This is a genomic window from Candidatus Pelagibacter sp. HIMB1709, from assembly GCF_052047635.1.
Classification (GTDB): Bacteria; Pseudomonadota; Alphaproteobacteria; order Pelagibacterales; family Pelagibacteraceae; genus Pelagibacter.
Genome location: NZ_JBNAJW010000001.1, coordinates 192,531 through 210,730, shown reverse-complemented (window position 1 = coordinate 210,730; position 18,200 = coordinate 192,531). Strand labels below are relative to the sequence as shown.

General features: G+C 29.0%; 21 protein-coding genes. 17 read left to right on the top strand and 4 right to left on the bottom strand.

What is annotated here, in order from left to right:
• Window position 1 precedes the first annotated feature (1 nt).
• From ACTTAR_RS01240 to ACTTAR_RS01230, 3 genes are read left to right on the top strand one after another with little or no spacing between them, the layout of a single operon-like run.
• Window positions 2–805, top strand: coding sequence for a metal ABC transporter permease (locus ACTTAR_RS01240; RefSeq protein WP_440680904.1), 804 nt, complete (start codon window positions 2–4; stop codon window positions 803–805).
• A gap of 24 nt (window positions 806–829) precedes the next feature.
• Window positions 830–1,228, top strand: coding sequence for a Fur family transcriptional regulator (locus ACTTAR_RS01235; protein WP_440697482.1), 399 nt, complete (start codon window positions 830–832; stop codon window positions 1,226–1,228).
• On the top strand, window positions 1,228–2,226 hold the full coding sequence (locus tag ACTTAR_RS01230; protein ID WP_440697481.1) for an Ldh family oxidoreductase: 999 nt from the start codon (window positions 1,228–1,230) through the stop codon (window positions 2,224–2,226). The genes ACTTAR_RS01235 and ACTTAR_RS01230 overlap by 1 nt, the downstream gene beginning before the upstream one ends.
• Here the strand turns inward: ACTTAR_RS01230 and xth are convergent.
• Together xth and ACTTAR_RS01220 are read right to left on the bottom strand one after the other, a co-directional pair.
• Entirely contained in the window at window positions 2,218–2,994 is a 777-nt protein-coding gene (gene xth, locus ACTTAR_RS01225; protein WP_440680902.1) for an exodeoxyribonuclease III, read from the bottom strand. The two genes, ACTTAR_RS01230 and xth, sit on opposite strands and share 9 nt — an antisense overlap.
• A complete protein-coding gene (locus ACTTAR_RS01220) occupies window positions 2,994–3,311 on the bottom strand; it encodes a HesB/IscA family protein (RefSeq protein WP_262589230.1) in 318 nt (105 codons plus the stop codon). Before ACTTAR_RS01220 ends, xth begins: the two co-directional genes overlap by 1 nt.
• 50 nt (window positions 3,312–3,361) lie before the next feature.
• On the opposite strand from ACTTAR_RS01220, the gene ACTTAR_RS01215 reads away from it, so the two are divergent.
• The 13 genes from ACTTAR_RS01215 to secF are packed head-to-tail and all read left to right on the top strand — an operon-like array spanning window position 3,362 to window position 14,154.
• Window positions 3,362–4,480: a deoxyguanosinetriphosphate triphosphohydrolase gene (locus tag ACTTAR_RS01215; protein ID WP_440697480.1), complete on the top strand. Its 1,119-nt coding sequence runs from the start codon at window positions 3,362–3,364 to the stop codon at window positions 4,478–4,480.
• Complete coding sequence (gene argS, locus ACTTAR_RS01210; RefSeq protein WP_440697479.1) at window positions 4,477–6,210, top strand: arginine--tRNA ligase; 1,734 nt, start codon at window positions 4,477–4,479, stop codon at window positions 6,208–6,210. Before ACTTAR_RS01215 ends, argS begins: the two co-directional genes overlap by 4 nt.
• On the top strand, window positions 6,210–6,473 hold the full coding sequence (locus tag ACTTAR_RS01205) for a hypothetical protein (protein ID WP_262589227.1): 264 nt from the start codon (window positions 6,210–6,212) through the stop codon (window positions 6,471–6,473). The genes argS and ACTTAR_RS01205 overlap by 1 nt, the downstream gene beginning before the upstream one ends.
• Window positions 6,463–7,413 (top strand): glycoside hydrolase family 3 N-terminal domain-containing protein, encoded by a 951-nt coding sequence (locus tag ACTTAR_RS01200; protein ID WP_440680899.1) that lies wholly within the window; start codon window positions 6,463–6,465, stop codon window positions 7,411–7,413. Before ACTTAR_RS01205 ends, ACTTAR_RS01200 begins: the two co-directional genes overlap by 11 nt.
• A 9-nt stretch (window positions 7,414–7,422) precedes the next feature.
• Entirely contained in the window at window positions 7,423–8,166 is a 744-nt protein-coding gene (locus tag ACTTAR_RS01195) for a segregation and condensation protein A (protein ID WP_440680898.1), read from the top strand.
• The gene (scpB, locus tag ACTTAR_RS01190; protein WP_440618439.1) at window positions 8,159–8,860 is read left to right on the top strand and encodes an SMC-Scp complex subunit ScpB; all 702 of its coding nucleotides are present in this window, start codon (window positions 8,159–8,161) and stop codon (window positions 8,858–8,860) included. The genes ACTTAR_RS01195 and scpB overlap by 8 nt, the downstream gene beginning before the upstream one ends.
• Window positions 8,861–8,907: 47 nt before the next feature.
• The gene (tatA, locus tag ACTTAR_RS01185) at window positions 8,908–9,108 is read left to right on the top strand and encodes a twin-arginine translocase TatA/TatE family subunit (protein WP_262589223.1); all 201 of its coding nucleotides are present in this window, start codon (window positions 8,908–8,910) and stop codon (window positions 9,106–9,108) included.
• A 5-nt stretch (window positions 9,109–9,113) separates the two neighbouring features.
• On the top strand, window positions 9,114–9,332 hold the full coding sequence (tatB, locus tag ACTTAR_RS01180; RefSeq protein ID WP_262589222.1) for a Sec-independent protein translocase protein TatB: 219 nt from the start codon (window positions 9,114–9,116) through the stop codon (window positions 9,330–9,332).
• Entirely contained in the window at window positions 9,325–10,095 is a 771-nt protein-coding gene (tatC, locus tag ACTTAR_RS01175; protein ID WP_440697478.1) for a twin-arginine translocase subunit TatC, read from the top strand. The genes tatB and tatC overlap by 8 nt, the downstream gene beginning before the upstream one ends.
• Window positions 10,088–11,347 carry a serine--tRNA ligase gene (gene serS / locus ACTTAR_RS01170; RefSeq protein WP_440680896.1) on the top strand — a complete coding sequence of 420 codons (1,260 nt, stop codon included), beginning with the start codon at window positions 10,088–10,090 and terminating at the stop codon, window positions 11,345–11,347. Before tatC ends, serS begins: the two co-directional genes overlap by 8 nt.
• 53 nt (window positions 11,348–11,400) lie before the next feature.
• The gene (gene yajC / locus ACTTAR_RS01165) at window positions 11,401–11,691 is read left to right on the top strand and encodes a preprotein translocase subunit YajC (RefSeq protein WP_262589219.1); all 291 of its coding nucleotides are present in this window, start codon (window positions 11,401–11,403) and stop codon (window positions 11,689–11,691) included.
• 13 nt (window positions 11,692–11,704) lie between these two features.
• The gene (gene secD, locus ACTTAR_RS01160; protein WP_440697477.1) at window positions 11,705–13,258 is read left to right on the top strand and encodes a protein translocase subunit SecD; all 1,554 of its coding nucleotides are present in this window, start codon (window positions 11,705–11,707) and stop codon (window positions 13,256–13,258) included.
• Complete coding sequence (secF, locus tag ACTTAR_RS01155) at window positions 13,258–14,154, top strand: protein translocase subunit SecF (protein WP_440680895.1); 897 nt, start codon at window positions 13,258–13,260, stop codon at window positions 14,152–14,154. Before secD ends, secF begins: the two co-directional genes overlap by 1 nt.
• Here secF and ACTTAR_RS01150 read toward each other — a convergent pair.
• Both ACTTAR_RS01150 and uvrA read right to left on the bottom strand, forming a co-directional pair.
• Window positions 14,151–14,753, bottom strand: a complete 603-nt coding sequence (locus ACTTAR_RS01150; protein ID WP_440697476.1) for a urate hydroxylase PuuD — start codon at window positions 14,751–14,753, stop codon at window positions 14,151–14,153. The two genes, secF and ACTTAR_RS01150, sit on opposite strands and share 4 nt — an antisense overlap.
• 49 nt (window positions 14,754–14,802) lie before the next feature.
• Window positions 14,803–17,655, bottom strand: coding sequence for an excinuclease ABC subunit UvrA (uvrA, locus tag ACTTAR_RS01145; protein ID WP_440697475.1), 2,853 nt, complete (start codon window positions 17,653–17,655; stop codon window positions 14,803–14,805).
• 89 nt (window positions 17,656–17,744) lie between these two features.
• On the opposite strand from uvrA, the gene ssb reads away from it, so the two are divergent.
• Window positions 17,745–18,197: a single-stranded DNA-binding protein gene (gene ssb / locus ACTTAR_RS01140; protein WP_262589214.1), complete on the top strand. Its 453-nt coding sequence runs from the start codon at window positions 17,745–17,747 to the stop codon at window positions 18,195–18,197.
• Window positions 18,198–18,200: the final 3 nt, after the last annotated feature.

Genomic DNA, 18,200 nt, shown 5'->3' with positions numbered 1-18,200 from the left:
TATGTTTGATGATTTTTTTATTAGAGCTTTAGTTGCGGGAATAGGTGTGGCTTTAGTTACTGGCCCCTTGGGTTGTTTTGTAATTTGGAGAAGATTATCTTATTTTGGTGATACACTCTCTCACTCAGCTTTATTAGGAGTGACTATGGCTTATTCTTTAGAGTTAAATATAGCCTTATCTGTTTTTTTAATTTCATCTGTAGTTGCTTTAATTCTTATTCAACTTCAAAAAAAAACTAATCTACCAGGTGATGCTTTGCTAGGTTTGTTAGCTCATTCTTCTCTGGCAGTAGGCTTGGTTGTGATAGGATTTTTAACATTCATTAGATTTGATATAATGGGTCTGTTGTTTGGTGACATATTAGCCGTTACTACAAATGACATACTAATAATTTGGATAGGTGGTGCTATCATATTGCTGATTTTAAAATTGATATGGAAACCTTTATTTGCATCGACTGTAAATTACGAATTAGCGGAGGCTGAAGGATTAAATCCTGAGCGAGCTAAAGCCGTATTCACAATTTTAATGGCAGCGATCATAGCAATTTCAATAAAAATGGTAGGTTTGTTGTTAATAACCGGAATGCTAATCATTCCAGCTGCTATGGCTAGAAATATCTCAGACAGCCCTCAGAAAATGATATTCTTCTCAATTATAGGTGGTTTATTTTCTGTAATACTAGGACTGTTTTCCTCACTTGAGTTTAATACAGCCTCAGGACCATCAATAATTGCTGCATCATTATTTTTATTCATTTTGTCTTTATTTAAAATAAAGCAATCCATTCAATTGAAAAACTAATGACTAATTGATAAGAATTTATAGATGCAAAAAGAACATAATCTTTCTAAAAACCAAAAAATAATTTTTGATCTCATTGATAAATCTGGTGAACCTATGAAGGCTTATTCAATTCTTTTTAACGTTCAAAAAAAAGGGATTAAAGCACCATTACAAGTTTATAGAGCTTTAGATAAATTAGTTGAAATTGGAAAAATTCATAAGATCGAAAGCAGAAATGCTTTTATTGCATGTCAAAATTCTAGTTGCCAAATTTCGAAGGCAACAGCTTTTTCTATTTGTGAAAACTGTGAAAAAGTTTCAGAGATAAATAATTCAAAACTTTCAAAATATTTATCAAATTTTGAAGATGACTCGGGAATGAGATATAACAAGTATAATTTAGAATTTTTTGGTTTATGTAAAAAGTGTAAATCGAAGTAATGAGCACAGTATCTTTAACCTTAGATGAAATATTTGAACTTGCCAAAAAAACTCTTTTGGCTAATGGAAGCGATGATGAAACAGCATCAATTTTATCAGATTTAATAAGAAATGCAGAAAGAGATGGCTCAGTATCACATGGTTTATTTAGATTGCCAGCATACGTTGCTGGTCTTAAAAGCGGAAAAATTAATGGAAAAGGTAAACCTGAAGTTAAAAAAATATCTCCATCAGTAATTAAAGTTGAAGGAAATAATTGTTTAGCACCTGTTGTATTAAATAAAGGATTACCAGAACTAGCTAAAGCTGCAAAAGAAAACGGTGTTGCAGTATTAGCAATAAATAACTCACATCATATGGCCGCTATGTGGCCTGAAACAGAAAAGTTAGCAGAAGAAGGTTTAGTTGCTTTTGGATGTACGTCTTACAAGCCTGCTGTTGCACCAGCAGGAGCAATAAAACCATTATTTGGAACTAACCCAATTTCATTTGCTTGGCCAAGACCTGGCAAAACTCCAGTTGTTTACGATATGGCAACTGCATCGATGGCAATGGGTGAAGTTCAGGTTGCCAAAAGAGAAGGGCACAAAGTTCCACTTGGAACTGGTTTGACTAAAGATGGAAAAGAAACAACTGATCCAGGTGAAATTGCTGATGGTGGAGTATTATTACCTTTTGGTGGTTACAAAGGTTCTGCAATTGCTATGATGGTTGAATTATTAGCAGGCGCTTTAGTTGGTGATAATTTTAGTTATGAAACAGCTGCTAAAGATAATAATGATGGGGGTCCTCCAAGCGGTGGTGAATTTATATTAGCAATAAATCCAGATAAAACTTCAGGTACTGATTGGCAGAAACATGCAGAAGAATTTTTTGAGAAGATGAAATCAATGGGTGAAGTAAGATTACCAGGTGAAAGACGTCATAAAAATAGATTGGACACTGGTCCAAGACATATAAACGAAGAGTTAGTTAATAAAATTAAATCTTTAAGCTAAAGTAATTTCAATAGGAGTGTGGTCAGAGGGTTTTTCTCTTCCACGAGGATCTTTGTTGATGTTTATATCCCTAATTTGATCAATTAATGAATTAGACACTAAAAAATGATCAATTCTCATGCCATTATTTTTTTGCCAGGCACCTCTCATATAATCCCAAAATGTATATCCTTCTTTCTCTTCATTAAAATATCTATAAACATCTTTAAAACCTAGATTTATCATCTCTCTAAATTTTTTTCTTATTTCCAACCTATATAAAGCGTCATCCTCAAAACTTTTTACATTATAAACATCTTCTGCTGATGGAATTATATTAAAATCACCAGCTAAAATTAAATTTGGATTTTTTTTAGATAAAGTTTTTAGTTGTTTGATTAATTGATCAAGCCAATTTTTTTTGTAATCATATTTTTCAGTATCAACAGGATTTCCATTTGGAGTGTATATATTAATTAATTGAATAGTTTTTTTCTTATATTCAAATTCAGCTGAAATTATTCTTGATTGTTTTAATTTATCTTTAATTAAATCAGTTTTAATATTTTTTAATTTATTTTTAGAAATAATTGCTACACCATTATAACTTTTTTGACCAAATACGTGGCTTTCATAATCCATTGAAGAAAAATCATCATAAGGAAAATTGATATCCTCGGTTTTGATTTCCTGCATCATTAAAATATCTGGTTTATATTTTAATAAATAGCTTTTGATATTTTCAATTCTCGCTCTTACAGAGTTGACATTCCATGATGAAATCAGCATTAAAGTGAGAAAGAAACACCACAACCACAAGAGGATTTTGTTTGTGGGTTAGATATTTTAAATTGTTCACCTATTAACTCAGAAACATAATCAACTTCAGATCCTTTAAGTAAATCTGCAGAAGTTTTATCAATTAAAATATTTTGATAATTTAAATCGTCATCTTGTTTTGATTTGTCAAAAGTGAATTCGTATTGAAAGCCTGAACAACCACCACCTTTAATAGCGATTCTAAAAAATGAACCTTTGTCTTTTTTTGCCAACAAACTTTCTATTTGTTTTAATGCATTATCTGTAAATTTAATTTCTTTAATCATGTCTCAACACTGATATTACTAATATAATACTTAATTATTTTAATTAAAGGATGAAAAAAGACGCTTTGTTAGGGGTATACAAAAGTAAAGGCAGACTAATTAAGGAAGCTAGCTCAAAATATCGATCTCCTTTTCAAAGAGATAGAGATCGTATTATTCATAGTGCATCATTTAGAAGGCTAAAACATAAAACCCAAGTATTTGTTAATACTGAGGGAGACCATTTTAGAACAAGGATTACTCACTCAATAGAAGTTGCTCAGATTGCAAGATCAATAGCCAAATATTTAAAATTAAATGAGGATTTAGCCGAAACTTTAAGTTTAGCACATGATTTAGGCCACACGCCGTTCGGTCATGCTGGAGAAGATGCCTTACATGAATGCATGGTGAATTATGGTGGTTTTGATCACAACCTTCAAACTTTAAGAATAGTTATGTTTTTAGAAAATAAGTATTTTAAGTTTAAGGGATTAAATTTAACTATAGAAACGTTAGAAGGTCTTCTTAAACATAACGGACCTGTGGAGGATATTGGTTTAGTTAATAAGTTAATTGGGTTAAAAGCTTTTAAAGATAAAATTAAATATAATTCATTTCCCTCTCTTGAAGCTCAAATTTCAGCAATTTCAGATGATATTGCATATAACAATCACGATATTCAAGACGGAATAAAAGCCAACCTTTTTAAAATGGAGGAATTGGTTGAAATAGATTTTTTTAAAAATATTCATAAAAAATATAAAAATAAAATTACTAATAAAAATTATAAAATTACAATTTATCAAATTATAAGAGACTCAATTGACCTCATGGTTAGAGATTTATTGAGCAATACTCAGAAAAATATTCAAAAGCTTAAGATAAAATCCTCATGTGATGTAGCTAAATCTAATGAGTTAATTGTTTGCTTTTCAAACCAAATTAAAAATGCAGAAAAAGAAATTAAATCTTTCTTAAGACACAAAATGTATGACAATAAATCAGTATTGAAAAAAAATCACAAAGGTAAATTAATAATTAAGAAATTATTTAAAATAATTAAATCAAATCCAAGAAAATTTTTGTCCAAAGATCAATTGACTAAAGACAAATATAGAGCTATTTCAGATTTTATATCTGGTATGACTGATAGATATGCTATTAACCTTTATAACGATAATAAATGAATATTTTTGAATTATATTTAGACAAAATTAAATCAGTTATTGTTGATTTGAATAAAAATAATCATCTAGAAATTCCAGAGAGTTTTAATGGTATTAATGCAGAAATACCTCCACCAAAATTTGATTGTGATATTTCAACAAATGTCGCAATGGTTTTATCAAAAATCAATAAAACCTCACCATTACAGCTTGCAGAAAAACTTGCTCCTGAAATTAAAAATAATGACAGCGAAATTGAAACAATATCTGTAGCCAAACCAGGATTTATTAATATTAAATTTAAACCATCTTTTTGGTCAAATTTTATTAAAGATATTACAGATAATGCAGATAATTTTGGAATTAATGAGAAAGAAAAGAAAAATAATTATTTAGTGGAGTTTGTTTCGGCAAACCCTACAGGACCCTTACATGTAGGACATTGTAGAGGTGCTATTCTAGGCGATGTTATCTCTAATGTTTTAATTTTTAATAAACATAAAGTTACAAAAGAATATTATGTGAATGATTATGGTAACCAAATTATAAATTTTACTAAATCCGTATATTTTAGAATTAGAGAAGTTCATTTTAAAGAAACATTTCCTGAAGATAATCCTGATTTGTATCCTGGGGATTATCTAATTGATTTTGCAAAAAATATAATTTCAAATAATTCAAATCTTAACTTTGATAATTTTGACGAAATTAGTGATAAATTAACTGCCTTATCAATAGAGCAGGCACTTCTCCTTATCAAAAACAATCTTAAAAGCTTGGGTATTAAACATGATAATTTTGTTAGTGAAAAAAGTATTGTATTAAACAATGAAGTTGAAAGTGTAATAGATTTTTTAGAAAAAAATAACTTTATTTATAAAGGAAAAATCAAAGCCCCCGCTGGTGAAGATAACAAAGATTGGGTTGAAAGGGAGCAATTATTATTTAAATCAACAGACTTTGGAGACGATAAAGATCGTGCACTTCAAAAATCAGATGGTACTTGGACTTATTTTGCAAGTGACGTTGCTTATCATAAAAATAAAGTTGATAGAAATTTCGATTACTTAATCAATATTCTTGGAGCAGATCATGCAGGTTACATAAAACGGATTACTTCATCTGTTGAAGCACTGTCAGGAAAAAAAGATACATTAATTTGTAAAATTAGTCAGTTAGTAAAATTAATAAAAGATAACAAGCCTTTTAAAATGTCTAAAAGAAAAGGGGATTACATTACGGTTGATGACTTGATTGAAGAAGTTGGAAAAGATGCAACAAGATTTATTATGCTTAACAGAAGCAGTGATGTTGAATTAGATTTTGATTTCGATGCAGTCAAAGAAAAATCCAAAGACAATCCATTATATTATGTTCAATATTGTTATGCTAGAATTTCATCTGTATTTAGACATATAGATAAAGACTTAAATTCAAAAATTGAATTAAATGATTTCAATTTTGAATATTCTAATGATGAAATTAAAATTTTAAAAAAATTATCTGAGTGGCCAAAATGTATAGATTCTGCAAGCACAAAATTAGAACCACATAGAATACCTGTTTACTTATACGATCTTGCATCGGAATTTCACTCGTATTGGAATTTAGGAAAACAATTTCCAGAAAAAAGGTTCATTAATGATCAAAAAACAGTTTCACCAGATAAATTGATATTTTTGAAAGCTATTTCTAATGTTATTAAAACAGGTATGGATATTGTTGGTGTTGATACACCCAATCAAATGTAATGCTTAAAGAAATAAAGTACTTAATATTTGTTTTAGTAATACTTTTATTTATTTTTTTTACAGGAAAATATTATTTTTCTGATGAACACAAAAAAAAATCATATAGATCTCATCAAAATATTGATGAGAAAATAAAATTATACTCAAAAAATTTACCAGTTTTAGAGAATGATACTCAAAATGTAATTGAGTATGTTAAGCAAACAAACAAAAAGAAAAAGAAAAAATTTAATTTTTGGAAATTATTAGATAATGATAAGTAAAAGAAAATCTTTTATAGTTGGTTTAAAATCAACAAAGTTATCTAAAAATGAAATTTTATTTCTAAAAAAATATAAACCTTGGGGAATTATCCTATTTACTAGAAATATTACATCTTTTGATCAAGTTAAAAAATTAACCTCTAGCATTAGAAAAATTTTTAAGGATAAAAAATATCCAATCATGATTGATCAAGAGGGAGGAAGAGTAAATAGACTAAAAAATTTAATTTCCTTTGATAATATGACATCTGAATATTTTGGAGATTTGTTTAATAAAGATAAAAAAAAATTTGAAATCGTTTATAAGTTATTTGTAGATAAGACCTCTTATTTATTGAATTTAATTGGTGTGAATATCAATACTGTTCCAGTTTTAGACCTTAGTGTTAATGGTGCAAGCAAAGTAATTGGTGATCGATCTTTTTCAAAAAATAAAAAAATTGTCTCTAAATTAGGTGATATTTGTATTGAATTATTTCAAAATAACTCAATAGGAACTGTAATGAAGCATATACCTGGTCATGGTTTAGCAAAAGTCGACAGTCATTATTCAACACCGATTATTAATAAAACATATGGATATCTTCTCAAAAACGATTTTTGGACATTCAAAAAGAAGAAATGTTTATTTGCAATGACAGGTCATGTTGTTTATTCAAAAATTGATAAAAATAACACCGCCACTCACTCTAAAAAAATAATTAATATTATTAGGAAAAATATAGGATTTAAGAATATTTTAATTTCAGATGACTTATCAATGAAGAGTTTAAGTGATGATTTAAAACTTAATACTATTAATTTATTCAGTGCAGGTTGTAATATAGCACTTCATTGCAATGGAAATATGAAAGAAATGAAGATAGTTGCAGAAAATTCACCTCAAGTGAATAGTTTTATTGTTAAAAAAACATCTCAATTTTATAAAATTTTAAGCTAATATCTTTTCATGTCTGTCACTGATTCTGAATTATTTAATGTAGATATAAATAATTATAATGGACCATTAGATGTACTTTTAGACTTAGCAAAAGCTCAAAAAGTTGATCTAGAAGAAATATCTATAACTAAGTTAGCAGATCAATTTCATGAGTATATTACCAATGAAAAAAATTTAAATTTAGAAATTGCTTCTGAATATCTTTTAATGGCTACATGGTTAGCCTATTTAAAATCAAAATTACTTTTACCTGGTACTCCAGAAGAGGAATTTAAAGTTCAAGAAGTTGCAGAAAAGTTAAAATTACAGCTAAAAAAATTAGAATTAATTAGATTATTATCCGAACAAATGCTTAAGAGAAAAAGACTAGGTAGAGAAATAAGAACAAGAGGTATGAAAGGAAATATTAGATCAATTTATAGCACGGAATATAACTTAAGTTTATTTGAGCTAATGAAAGCTTACTCAACAATAATAATGACTAAAGATTTTCAAAAAATGAATATTCCAAAACTTCCTGTGTTCACAACAGAAGATGGGATCAAAACAATTAGAGAATTTTTTGGTAAACTATTTGAATGGAAAAAATTGGATGAATTAATACCAAGTAATTTTAAAAGTGGTACAAAATACAAGAAAACTGGTAAAGCAGGAATATTTGCTGGATCATTAGAATTAGTTAAAGAAGGAAATTTATCAATTAAACAAGATAAATTGTTTGATGAAATATATATAAAGGAAATAAATGATTAAAAAAGCAAAAGCTTCAAAAGATAATGTTTTAAAGTTTCCATCAAAATTATCGGATTTAGATAAAGAAATAGAAGCAATTATTTTTGCAGCAGCTGAGCCTTTAGATGTAGATACTATAGAAAGTAAAGTTTCTAAAAAAGGCAACGTTCCAGAGTCTTTAGAAAAATTAAAACAAGAATATTCAAATAGAGGAATTAATTTAATTTGTATAAAAGATAAGTGGTCTTTTAGAACATCACCAAATTTATCAAATTTGATGTCTCAAGAAAAAACTGTTGAAAAGAAACTATCTAGAGCTGCGGTAGAAACTTTGGCTATAATTGTTTATCATCAGCCGGTTACTAGAGCTGAAATAGAAGAAATAAGAGGTGTTGCTTTTGGTACTAACACTTTAGAAATATTGATGGAATTAAATTGGGTAAAACCAGGTGGTCGAAAAGATGTGCCTGGTAGACCAATTCAATACATAACTACTGATGATTTTTTAAGTCATTTCAACATACAAAAATTATCCGATCTTCCAACAATTGATGAATTAGGAGCTGCTGGTTTAATTGATAGTTCAAGTGTTGATAATGCTATTTTTGGAACTGGAAAATTTTACAAAGAAAAGCAAGAAGAGAAAAAAGAAGATATTTATTCTAATATAGATGAAATGCTTAATAGCACTCTAGATCCTGAAGAGAAAGAATAGTAAAAAAGTAACTTTCAAAATAACCTTAAAAAGGTTATAAGTTTTTTATGAGTATAGGAATTTGGCAAATAGCTATTGTAGTTATATTGGTTGTGTTATTGTTTGGAAGAGGAAAAATTTCAAGCTTAATGGGTGATGTAGCTAAAGGTATTAAAAGTTTCAAAAAAGGAATGGCGTCAGACGTAACTGACGATACAGAGCCAAAAAATATATCTGACGATAACAAAGACTCGGATAACAAAAATTAATTTAAATGCCTACTATCGGTTGGTTTGAAATTTTAATTGTTGTTGCTATTGCTATAATAGTTCTTGGTCCAAAGGATTTTCCAGTAATGTTAAAAAAAGCAGGCTCGTGGATCGGATCAGCAAAAAGATACGTTAACAATATTCAAAATGAAGTTTCAAATCTAGAGATAGATGAAGAAAAAATTGATAACGAAATAAAAAAAGAAATTAAAAAAGATGAGTAATGAAGATCAGGAAGGTGGATTTGTAAGTCACCTTACAGAATTAAGAAAAAGATTGATAAATAGCTTTATCTTTTTATTTATCTTTTTTGTGATTTGTTACTTATTTGCAGAACATATCTATGGTTTCCTTGTTGATCCATTTGCAAGAGCTGTAAAAGAAGATGGCTCTGATCGAAGATTGATATTTACAGCTTTACAAGAGACCTTTTTAACATACCTTAAAGTATCATTCTTCACAGCTTTTTTTGTTACATGTCCTTTTATCTTGATGCAAATTTGGAAATTTATTGCACCTGGTTTGTACAAACATGAAAAGGTAGCAATTCTGCCTTACCTTATATTAACACCAATATTATTTTTTTTAGGAGGTATGCTGGTTTATTATTTGATAATGCCACTTGCGATTAAATTTTTTCTTTCATTTGAAAGCACAGGTATTTCTACAAATTTACCAATCCAATTAGAGGCTAAAGTTAATGAATATTTATCACTAGTTATGAAATTAATTTTTGCTTTTGGTATCAGTTTTCAGTTACCAGTTGTTTTAAGTTTATTAGCAAGAATCGGAATAGTTGATAGTCAATTTTTAAAAGAGAGAAGAAAATATGTAGTTGTTATTATATTTGCAGCAGCTGCATTGTTAACACCACCAGATCCAATAACTCAAATAGGTTTAGCAATACCTTTATTAATTCTGTATGAATTATCAATATTTTCAGTAAAATTTATAGAAAATAAAAATTTACAAAAAGAAGATGCATAACATTAAAGAAATACGAAAAGATTTTTCTAAATTTCAAAAATCTCTTGAAAAAAGAAACCTAGAAGTAGATTTTGAAAAAATACAAAAATTGGATGAACAAAATAGAAATTTAATTCAAAAAAAAGAAAGTTTAGAAAAAGAAAAAAAAGACATTTCTAAATCAAAAGATGAGAGTTTGTTTAAGAAATCTAAAGAAATCAGCAAAGAACTCGACAAAATTGTAGAAGATCAAAAACAAATTAAGTTTGATTTAGATAGTATTCTGTCTAGCATACCTAATATACCGCATGAAGATGTTCCAAATGGTAAAGACGAAAATGATAATAAAGAAATATTGAAATCAGGAGAGATACCTAATTTAGAATTTAAACCTAAAACACATTACGAATTAGGTGAAAAACTAAATATGCTTGATTTTGATTTAGCTACAAAAACTACTGGTTCAAGATTTGTATTTGTAAAAGATAAATTGGCTCTTTTAGAAAGGGCAATATCAAATTTTATGCTTGATACACATATTCATCAAAATGGTTATCAGGAGATATCGCCACCATTAATGGCATCAGAAAGCACTATGTACGGCACTGGACAGTTGCCAAAATTTGAAAATGACCAGTTTGAAATTAAATTTGATGAAGGTTCAGATAGAAAATTTTTGATACCAACAGCAGAGGTGATTTTAACCAATATTGTTAAAGATAAAATGATTGATCTTAATAATTTACCAATGAGATTTGTTGCTTCAACACCTTGTTTTAGGAAAGAAGCTGGAAGTTATGGAAAGGATACAAGGGGCATGATTAGGCAGCATCAATTTTACAAAGTTGAAATGGTAAGCATTGTTGAGAATGAAAAATGTTTAGAAGAATTAGAGAGAATGACAAATTGTGCTACCGACATACTAGATAAATTAGAGTTACCTTATCGAAAAGTAATTTTATGTTCAGGTGATATGGGTTTTAGCGCAGAGAAGACCTATGATATTGAGGTATGGTTGCCATCAGAAAATAAATACAGAGAAATATCATCATGTTCGTCTTGTTCAACGTTTCAAGCACAGCGTATGAAGGCAAGATATAAAAACAATAATAAGGAAAATGTATTTGCAGGTACGTTGAATGGAAGTGGTTTGGCTGTTGGAAGAACTCTGATTGCAATTATGGAAAACTATCAGCAAAAAGATGGTTCTATTATAATTCCTAAAGTTCTAAGACCTTATATGAACAATATGGAATTGATTTCCAACAATTAAAGTTGTTTTAATTAGTTAGATGGTATAAGAATGCCATAATTTAAAGGAGATTTATGGAAGGTTCAGGAATAGGTCAGTTTATACCGTTAATATTAATTTTTGTTATTTTTTATTTTTTCTTAATCAGACCACAACAAAAAAAAGTTAAAGAGCATAAAGCAATGGTCGAAGGTTTAAAGAGAGGTGATAAAGTAGTCACTTCAGGTGGAATAACAGGAAGAGTAGAAAGATTAATTGATAACGACAAAGTAGAAGTTGAAATAGCTGAAAATGTTAAAGTAGAAATTGTTAAAGCTACAGGTATTCAAAGTCTCTTAAACAATACTCCAGAAGTTAAAAAATAATCAATTAAGATAAGTGCTTTATTTTTCTAAACTAAGAATCTTATTTGTAACTTTATTTTCTTTATTATTTATTTTAATTGCGTCATCAAATTTATTTAAGTTTGATGATAGTTTTTTTAATAAGAAAATAAACCTTGGTTTAGATTTACAAGGTGGTTCTTACCTTTTACTTGAAATTGATAATGAGCCTGTAATTGAACAAAAATTACAAAATTTAACAACCACTATTAGAAATTATTTCAAAGAGAAAAACATCAAAATTAATAATATTAAAATTGATAATCAAAATATTTTTTTCAATGTTGCTGATTTAGACAAACAAGCAGTACTAGATGTGTTTCAAGATGAAAATAGTGATCTAAATCCTTATTACCCAAGATTTAAATCACACCAACTTGACATTGAAGATAATGGTATCAATTTAAAAGTAAGTTTTTCAAGACAAGGCATAATCAATCTTAAAACTTCATCGCAAGATCAAGCTATAGAAATTGTAAGAAGAAGGGTAGATGAAGTCGGTACTAATGAACCAAATATTTTAAAAAGAGGTAATGATAGAATCCTTGTTGAACTTCCTGGGTTAGATGATCCTCAAAGAATTAAATCACTATTAGGAAAAACAGCAAATCTTACATTTAGATTTGTAACCAATGATGAAAGTGACAGATTTGGTGTTGAGAAGTTAAAATTTGAAGATGGGTTAGAAGAAGCAACAGTAAGCAAAAGAATAATCATCAGTGGTGAAAATCTATTAGATGCACAACCAAAAATGGACACTCAAAACAATCAAACTATTGTATCATTTACATTAGATAGAGTAGGTGCCAAAAGATTTGGTAAAGCAACATCTACTGGTATTGGAAAACAATTGGCCATTGTTTTAGATGGAAAAATAATTAGTGCACCTGTTGTTAGAGACACAATAGCAAGTGGGTCTGGACAGATCAGTGGTGGATTTACTTTCCAAAGTGCCACAGATTTAGCCTTATTATTAAGATCTGGAGCTTTACCAGCTCCTTTAGAGATTATAGAGGAAAGAACTGTAGGACCTGATCTAGGACAAGATTCGATTAATGCAGGAATTATCGCTTTAGCCATAGGTTTTTTATTAGTTATTATTTTTATGTTTGTTAAATACAAAGTGTTTGGATTAATCACTAACGTAACATTAATAATAAATTTATTTTTATTACTTGGTATTTTAACTTTATTTGAAGCAACACTAACTCTTCCTGGTATAGCTGGTATAATTTTAACTGTTGGTATGGCAGTTGATGCAAATGTTTTAATCTTTGAGAGAATTAAGGAAGAACTTAAAGATGAAAGTAATAATATTTTAGCTTTTGATGGTGGTTACACAAAATCAAGAACAGCAATTATTGATGCAAATATTACCACTTTATTAGCAGCTATAATTTTATTTTTTATGGGGTCTGGTCCAGTAAAAGGATTTGCTGTTACTCTAGGTGTAGGAATATTTACAACTCTATTTTCAGTTTATTTTATAGCAAGATTGTTCACTAGTCTTTATGTGACAAGAAATAAAAATAAGGAAAAACTAATCTAATGATAGCCTTTAATAAATACTATAATCACTTTAACATACTATCTATACTTTTAATTACAGCATCACTTTTATTACTAATTTTTAAAGGTTTAAATTACGGTATAGACTTTAAAGGTGGAACATTAATTGAACTAAGGTCATCAGATAGCAAAATTAGCGTAAGTTCGTTGAGAGATAAATTTAATCAAATGGATTTAGGTGATGTTTCTGTTAAAAAATTTGGAAATGATACTGATTTTCTAATTAAATTTGAAAATAAAGATAATAAAAAAAATATTATTGAAGAAATTAAAAAGGATTTAGATAGTTCTTTTGGAAATAACTATGACTTTAGAAGAGTTGAAAACGTAGGCCCTAAAGTAAGCGCTGAATTGCTTAAAGCTGGTGTAATTGCTATTTCTTTATCTCTGGCTGTAATGCTAATTTATATTTGGATACGTTTTGAATGGCAATTTAGTTTAGGTGCTATTTTGGCTTTATTTCATGATGTAATTGTTACATTGGGAATTTTTTCATTATTTAGTCTTGAGATTAATTTATCAATTATTGCAGCTGTTCTAACAATTGTTGGTTATTCTATGAACGATACGGTTGTAATTTTTGATCGTGTTAGAGAAAATTTGAGAAAATATTCAGACATTAAAATTTTTGAATTAACAAATATTTCAATTAACGAAACTTTATCCAGAACAATAATAACCTCAGCTACAACATTGTTAGCTTTATTAGCAATATTCTTTTTTGGTGGTGAAATTTTAAAAGGTTTTTCTTTAGCAATGATACTTGGTGTTGTGTTTGGAACTTATTCTTCGATTTATATAGCTAATACAGTTTTAGTGAGATTAAGAGTGTCACAAAAAACAGTCTTAAGAGAAGACGATAATAAAACAGTTTAATATAAGTTTTGAGCAGCTACCATTGAAAGTAACATTGGTAGAGATAAAAGTGTATTTGTTCTTGAAAATAACATTGCAGTTTTAGCAGACTTAGCTTTTGTTTCTGGATCAGCTTCAACTATTCCTAAAGCTCTTTTTTGGTTTGGCCATATCACAAACCAAACATTAAAAGCCATTACAATTCCTAACCACATACCAATTCCTATTGCTGTATGTTTTGGAACACCAGATCCAATACTAAAAGTCATAGCATCATGTAAATATCCATTTAACAGAGCTAAAATTAATCCTGAAAGAACAGTAAACGCAGCCGCCCATCTAAAATAAAATAATGCTGCAGGAGCAATTACTTTCCCAATAGCAGGTTTTTGTTCATCAGGTATTTTTCCCATATTTGGAATTTGAACAAAATTAAAATACCACAATAATCCTATCCACATTATTGCAACAACAACATGAATGTATCTAAATAACCAGCTCCAAAAAAGAGTATCGAATGCAATACCATCATTTAAATAGGAAAGACCTAAAAACAATAAAATTGCTAATGCAAGCGATGCATGAATTGTTTTAGATAGTGATGATAATAAACTGCTCATGATTCTCAATAATATACACTAAATTTAGATTTTTTATAAGTTTTTATATTTAATATAAAAGAGGTTTTAAAAACTGGCCTGTGTAGCTTTCTTTCACTTTGCAAACTTCTTCTGGCTTACCTTCTGCAACAATTTTACCACCTTTAACACCACCCTCAGGACCCATATCGACAATGTGATCAGCTGTTTTTATAACATCTAAGTTATGCTCTATTACAACTACGGTGTTTCCTAATTTCACGAAGGTGTGAAGAATTTCTAGTAATTTTTTAATATCATGCTGATGTAGTCCAGTTGTTGGTTCGTCTAATATGTACATGGTTCTACCAGTTGATCTTTTTGATAATTCCTTAGCTAGTTTAATCCTTTGTGCTTCACCACCTGATAGTGTAGTGGCCTGTTGTCCAATTTTAATGTAACCAAGTCCAACTTTTTTTAAGGTTAATAATTTAGACTTAATATTTGAAATGTTTTCAAAATATTCACAACCTTCATCAACAGACATATCTAAAACATCGGCTATACTTTTTCCTTTAAACTTAATCTCTAAAGTTTCTCTGTTGTATCTTGTTCCTTTACACTCATCACACTGAATATAAACATCTGGTAAAAAGTGCATTTCATATGTAATAACACCATCACCTTCACATGCTTCACATCTACCACCCTTAACATTAAATGAAAATCTTCCTGGCTTATAACCTCTAGTTTTAGACTCAGGCAAACTAGTAAACCAATCTCTTATAGGACCAAAAGCTCCAGTATATGTTGCTGGGTTAGATCTTGGAGTTCTACCAATAGGGGATTGGTCGATATCAATAATTTTATCAATTAATTCTACTCCTTTGTAACCTTTAAAAGCTTTGGGGGTTTTTCTAGCTTTATTATTAAGTGTTAAATTTAATGCATGAAATAATGTTTGTAATACTAATGTAGATTTACCACTACCTGAAACTCCTGTTACACAAGTGAATGTACCTGTAGGAATTTTAAGGTTAACATTATTTAAATTATTTCCACTAGCACCATTTATTTCTACAAATCTACCATTCTTTGCCAATCGTCTAGTTTTAGGAATTTCAATTTTTTGTTTATTTGCAAGATACTGTCCAGTTATACTCTTCTTATCCTTTTTAAGTTCTTCATAAGTTCCTTGAGCTGTTATTTGACCACCATTCGTTCCAGCTTCAGGCCCAAGATCAATAATATGATCTGCATTTTCCATTGTTTCAGTATCATGCTCAACCACAATTACTGTATTTCCAAGATCTCTTAATCTTTTTAATGCATTAATTAATTTAACATTATCTTTTTGATGTAAACCAATTGATGGTTCATCTAAAACATACAATACTCCAGTCAAACCAGATCCAATTTGTGATGCCAATCTAATTCTTTGAGCTTCTCCACCTGATAAAGTTCCAGATTCTCTTGATAGTGTTAAATAATCTAAACCAACGTTAAGTAAGAAATTTAATCTTTCATTTATTTCTTTTAGGACATGCTCTGCAATTTTAAATTGCCTTTTATCCAAATTGTTTTCTAAGCTTTTAAACCATTCGGCGGCATCATGAATTGATTTTTTAGTAACCTCACTAATATTTAAATCATTAATTTTTACACATAATGCCTCTTCTTTAAGTCTATCACCATTACAAGCTTCACATGCAGTATCAGATTGATATTCGGCTATTACTTCTCTTTTCCACTCGCTATCAGATTCTAAGAAACGTCTTTCAAGATTATTAATTACTCCTTCAAAAGTTTTTTTATATGAATATTTTTCATATCCATCATCATAATTAAATTTAATTTCGTCCTCATCTGAACCATATAAAATTATATCTTTTATTTTTTTTGGAAGTTTTTTCCATTTTTCATCAAGAGAAAATTCATAATGCTTTGCAAGAGAAGCTAAAGTTTGCGCATAGTATAAAGTTGTCGATTTAGCCCATGGTTCAATTGCTCCATCCGCTAAACTTTTACGATCATCTGGAACTACTAAATTTGGATCTACATTTAATTTCATTCCTATACCTTCACATTCTTCACAAGCACCATAGGGACTATTAAATGAAAACAATCTTGGTTCTATTTCTTCTATAGTAAAACCACTTTCTGGACAGGCAAACTTTGTGGAGTAAATTAATTTTTCAATTTTTCTAAATTTTTGAGAAAGTGTTTCATCTTCGTATTCAACAAAAACTAATCCATTAGCTAAATTTACAGCTGTTTCTACACTTTCAGCCAATCTGTTTCCAAGTTTTGAATTAAGTACAATTCTATCAACTAGAATTGAAATATCGTGTTTTAATTTTTTATCAAGGTTAGGAGATTTTTCTATGTCGTATAATACATTATCAATCTTTATTTTTCTAAATCCACGTCTCTTATAGCTTAAAATATCTTTTTTATATTCACCCTTACGACCTCTAACTACTGGAGCATAAATATAAATTGTAGATTTTTTTGGTAATTTTTTAATTAAATCAACAATTTGAGTAATAGTTTGAGAGGTTATTGGCTTACCTGTAAAAGGAGAGTAAGGAATACCTGCTCTTGCATAGAGTACCCTCATATAATCATAAATTTCTGTAACAGTTGCAACGGTTGATCTTGGATTTTTTGAAGTGTTTTTTTGCTCAATTGCTATAGCAGGACTTAAGCCTTCAATTAAATCAACATTTGGCTTTTTCATTTTATCTAAAAACTGACGAGCATAAGCAGATAAACTTTCGACATATCTTCTTTGACCTTCAGCATAGATGGTATCAAAAGCTAATGAAGATTTTCCTGACCCAGACAAACCTGTTATCACTACAAATTTATCTTTTGGAATCTCTACAGTTACATTCTTCAGATTGTGTTCTTTAGCGCCCTTAATAACTATCTTTTTCATCATATTTTTAGTTGCTTTGAGTCAATAAAATTAATATTCAGAAGAATTGTGATATAAATCTTATTAATTAATTTAACAAATAGTAAAATATTATGGCTGGAAGTTTAAATAAAGTATTATTAATTGGTCGTTTGGGCGCAGACCCTGAAATTAAACAAATGGTAAATGGCAAGAGTGTAGCTAGACTAAGTCTTGCAACCAGCCAAACATGGAAAGATAAAAATACTGGTGAAAGAAAAGAAAAAACTGAATGGCACCGTATAGTTGTATTCAATGAAGGATTGGTAAATGTTGTTCAACAATATTTAAAAAAGGGTGCTCAAGTTTATGTAGAGGGACAACTCACAACGCGTAAATGGAAAGATGAACAATCTGGCCAAGATAAGTATTCAACAGAAATTGTCATACAAGGGTATAATTCTTCACTTACAATGTTAGGTGGAGGAAATACAGGTGGTGGAATTCAGAATGACACAACTCAACAAAATAATATTGAGGATTCTTCTCAGGTGTCAAATGACATGGACGACGAAATACCATTTTAATTT

Excerpts from the sequence above, each read along its gene's own strand:
- ACTTAR_RS01240 (WP_440680904.1), top strand. The coding sequence starts at position 2 with ATGTTTGATGATTTTTTTATTAGAGCTTTAGTTGCGGGAATAGGTGTG.
- ACTTAR_RS01235 (WP_440697482.1), top strand. The coding sequence starts at position 830 with ATGCAAAAAGAACATAATCTTTCTAAAAACCAAAAAATAATTTTTGAT.
- ACTTAR_RS01230 (WP_440697481.1), top strand. The coding sequence starts at position 1,228 with ATGAGCACAGTATCTTTAACCTTAGATGAAATATTTGAACTTGCCAAA.
- xth (WP_440680902.1), bottom strand. The coding sequence starts at position 2,994 with ATGCTGATTTCATCATGGAATGTCAACTCTGTAAGAGCGAGAATTGAA.
- ACTTAR_RS01220 (WP_262589230.1), bottom strand. The coding sequence starts at position 3,311 with ATGATTAAAGAAATTAAATTTACAGATAATGCATTAAAACAAATAGAA.
- ACTTAR_RS01215 (WP_440697480.1), top strand. The coding sequence starts at position 3,362 with ATGAAAAAAGACGCTTTGTTAGGGGTATACAAAAGTAAAGGCAGACTA.
- argS (WP_440697479.1), top strand. The coding sequence starts at position 4,477 with ATGAATATTTTTGAATTATATTTAGACAAAATTAAATCAGTTATTGTT.
- ACTTAR_RS01205 (WP_262589227.1), top strand. The coding sequence starts at position 6,210 with ATGCTTAAAGAAATAAAGTACTTAATATTTGTTTTAGTAATACTTTTA.
- ACTTAR_RS01200 (WP_440680899.1), top strand. The coding sequence starts at position 6,463 with ATGATAAGTAAAAGAAAATCTTTTATAGTTGGTTTAAAATCAACAAAG.
- ACTTAR_RS01195 (WP_440680898.1), top strand. The coding sequence starts at position 7,423 with ATGTCTGTCACTGATTCTGAATTATTTAATGTAGATATAAATAATTAT.
- scpB (WP_440618439.1), top strand. The coding sequence starts at position 8,159 with ATGATTAAAAAAGCAAAAGCTTCAAAAGATAATGTTTTAAAGTTTCCA.
- tatA (WP_262589223.1), top strand. The coding sequence starts at position 8,908 with ATGAGTATAGGAATTTGGCAAATAGCTATTGTAGTTATATTGGTTGTG.
- tatB (WP_262589222.1), top strand. The coding sequence starts at position 9,114 with ATGCCTACTATCGGTTGGTTTGAAATTTTAATTGTTGTTGCTATTGCT.
- tatC (WP_440697478.1), top strand. The coding sequence starts at position 9,325 with ATGAGTAATGAAGATCAGGAAGGTGGATTTGTAAGTCACCTTACAGAA.
- serS (WP_440680896.1), top strand. The coding sequence starts at position 10,088 with ATGCATAACATTAAAGAAATACGAAAAGATTTTTCTAAATTTCAAAAA.
- yajC (WP_262589219.1), top strand. The coding sequence starts at position 11,401 with ATGGAAGGTTCAGGAATAGGTCAGTTTATACCGTTAATATTAATTTTT.
- secF (WP_440680895.1), top strand. The coding sequence starts at position 13,258 with ATGATAGCCTTTAATAAATACTATAATCACTTTAACATACTATCTATA.
- ACTTAR_RS01150 (WP_440697476.1), bottom strand. The coding sequence starts at position 14,753 with ATGAGCAGTTTATTATCATCACTATCTAAAACAATTCATGCATCGCTT.
- uvrA (WP_440697475.1), bottom strand. The coding sequence starts at position 17,655 with ATGATGAAAAAGATAGTTATTAAGGGCGCTAAAGAACACAATCTGAAG.
- ssb (WP_262589214.1), top strand. The coding sequence starts at position 17,745 with ATGGCTGGAAGTTTAAATAAAGTATTATTAATTGGTCGTTTGGGCGCA.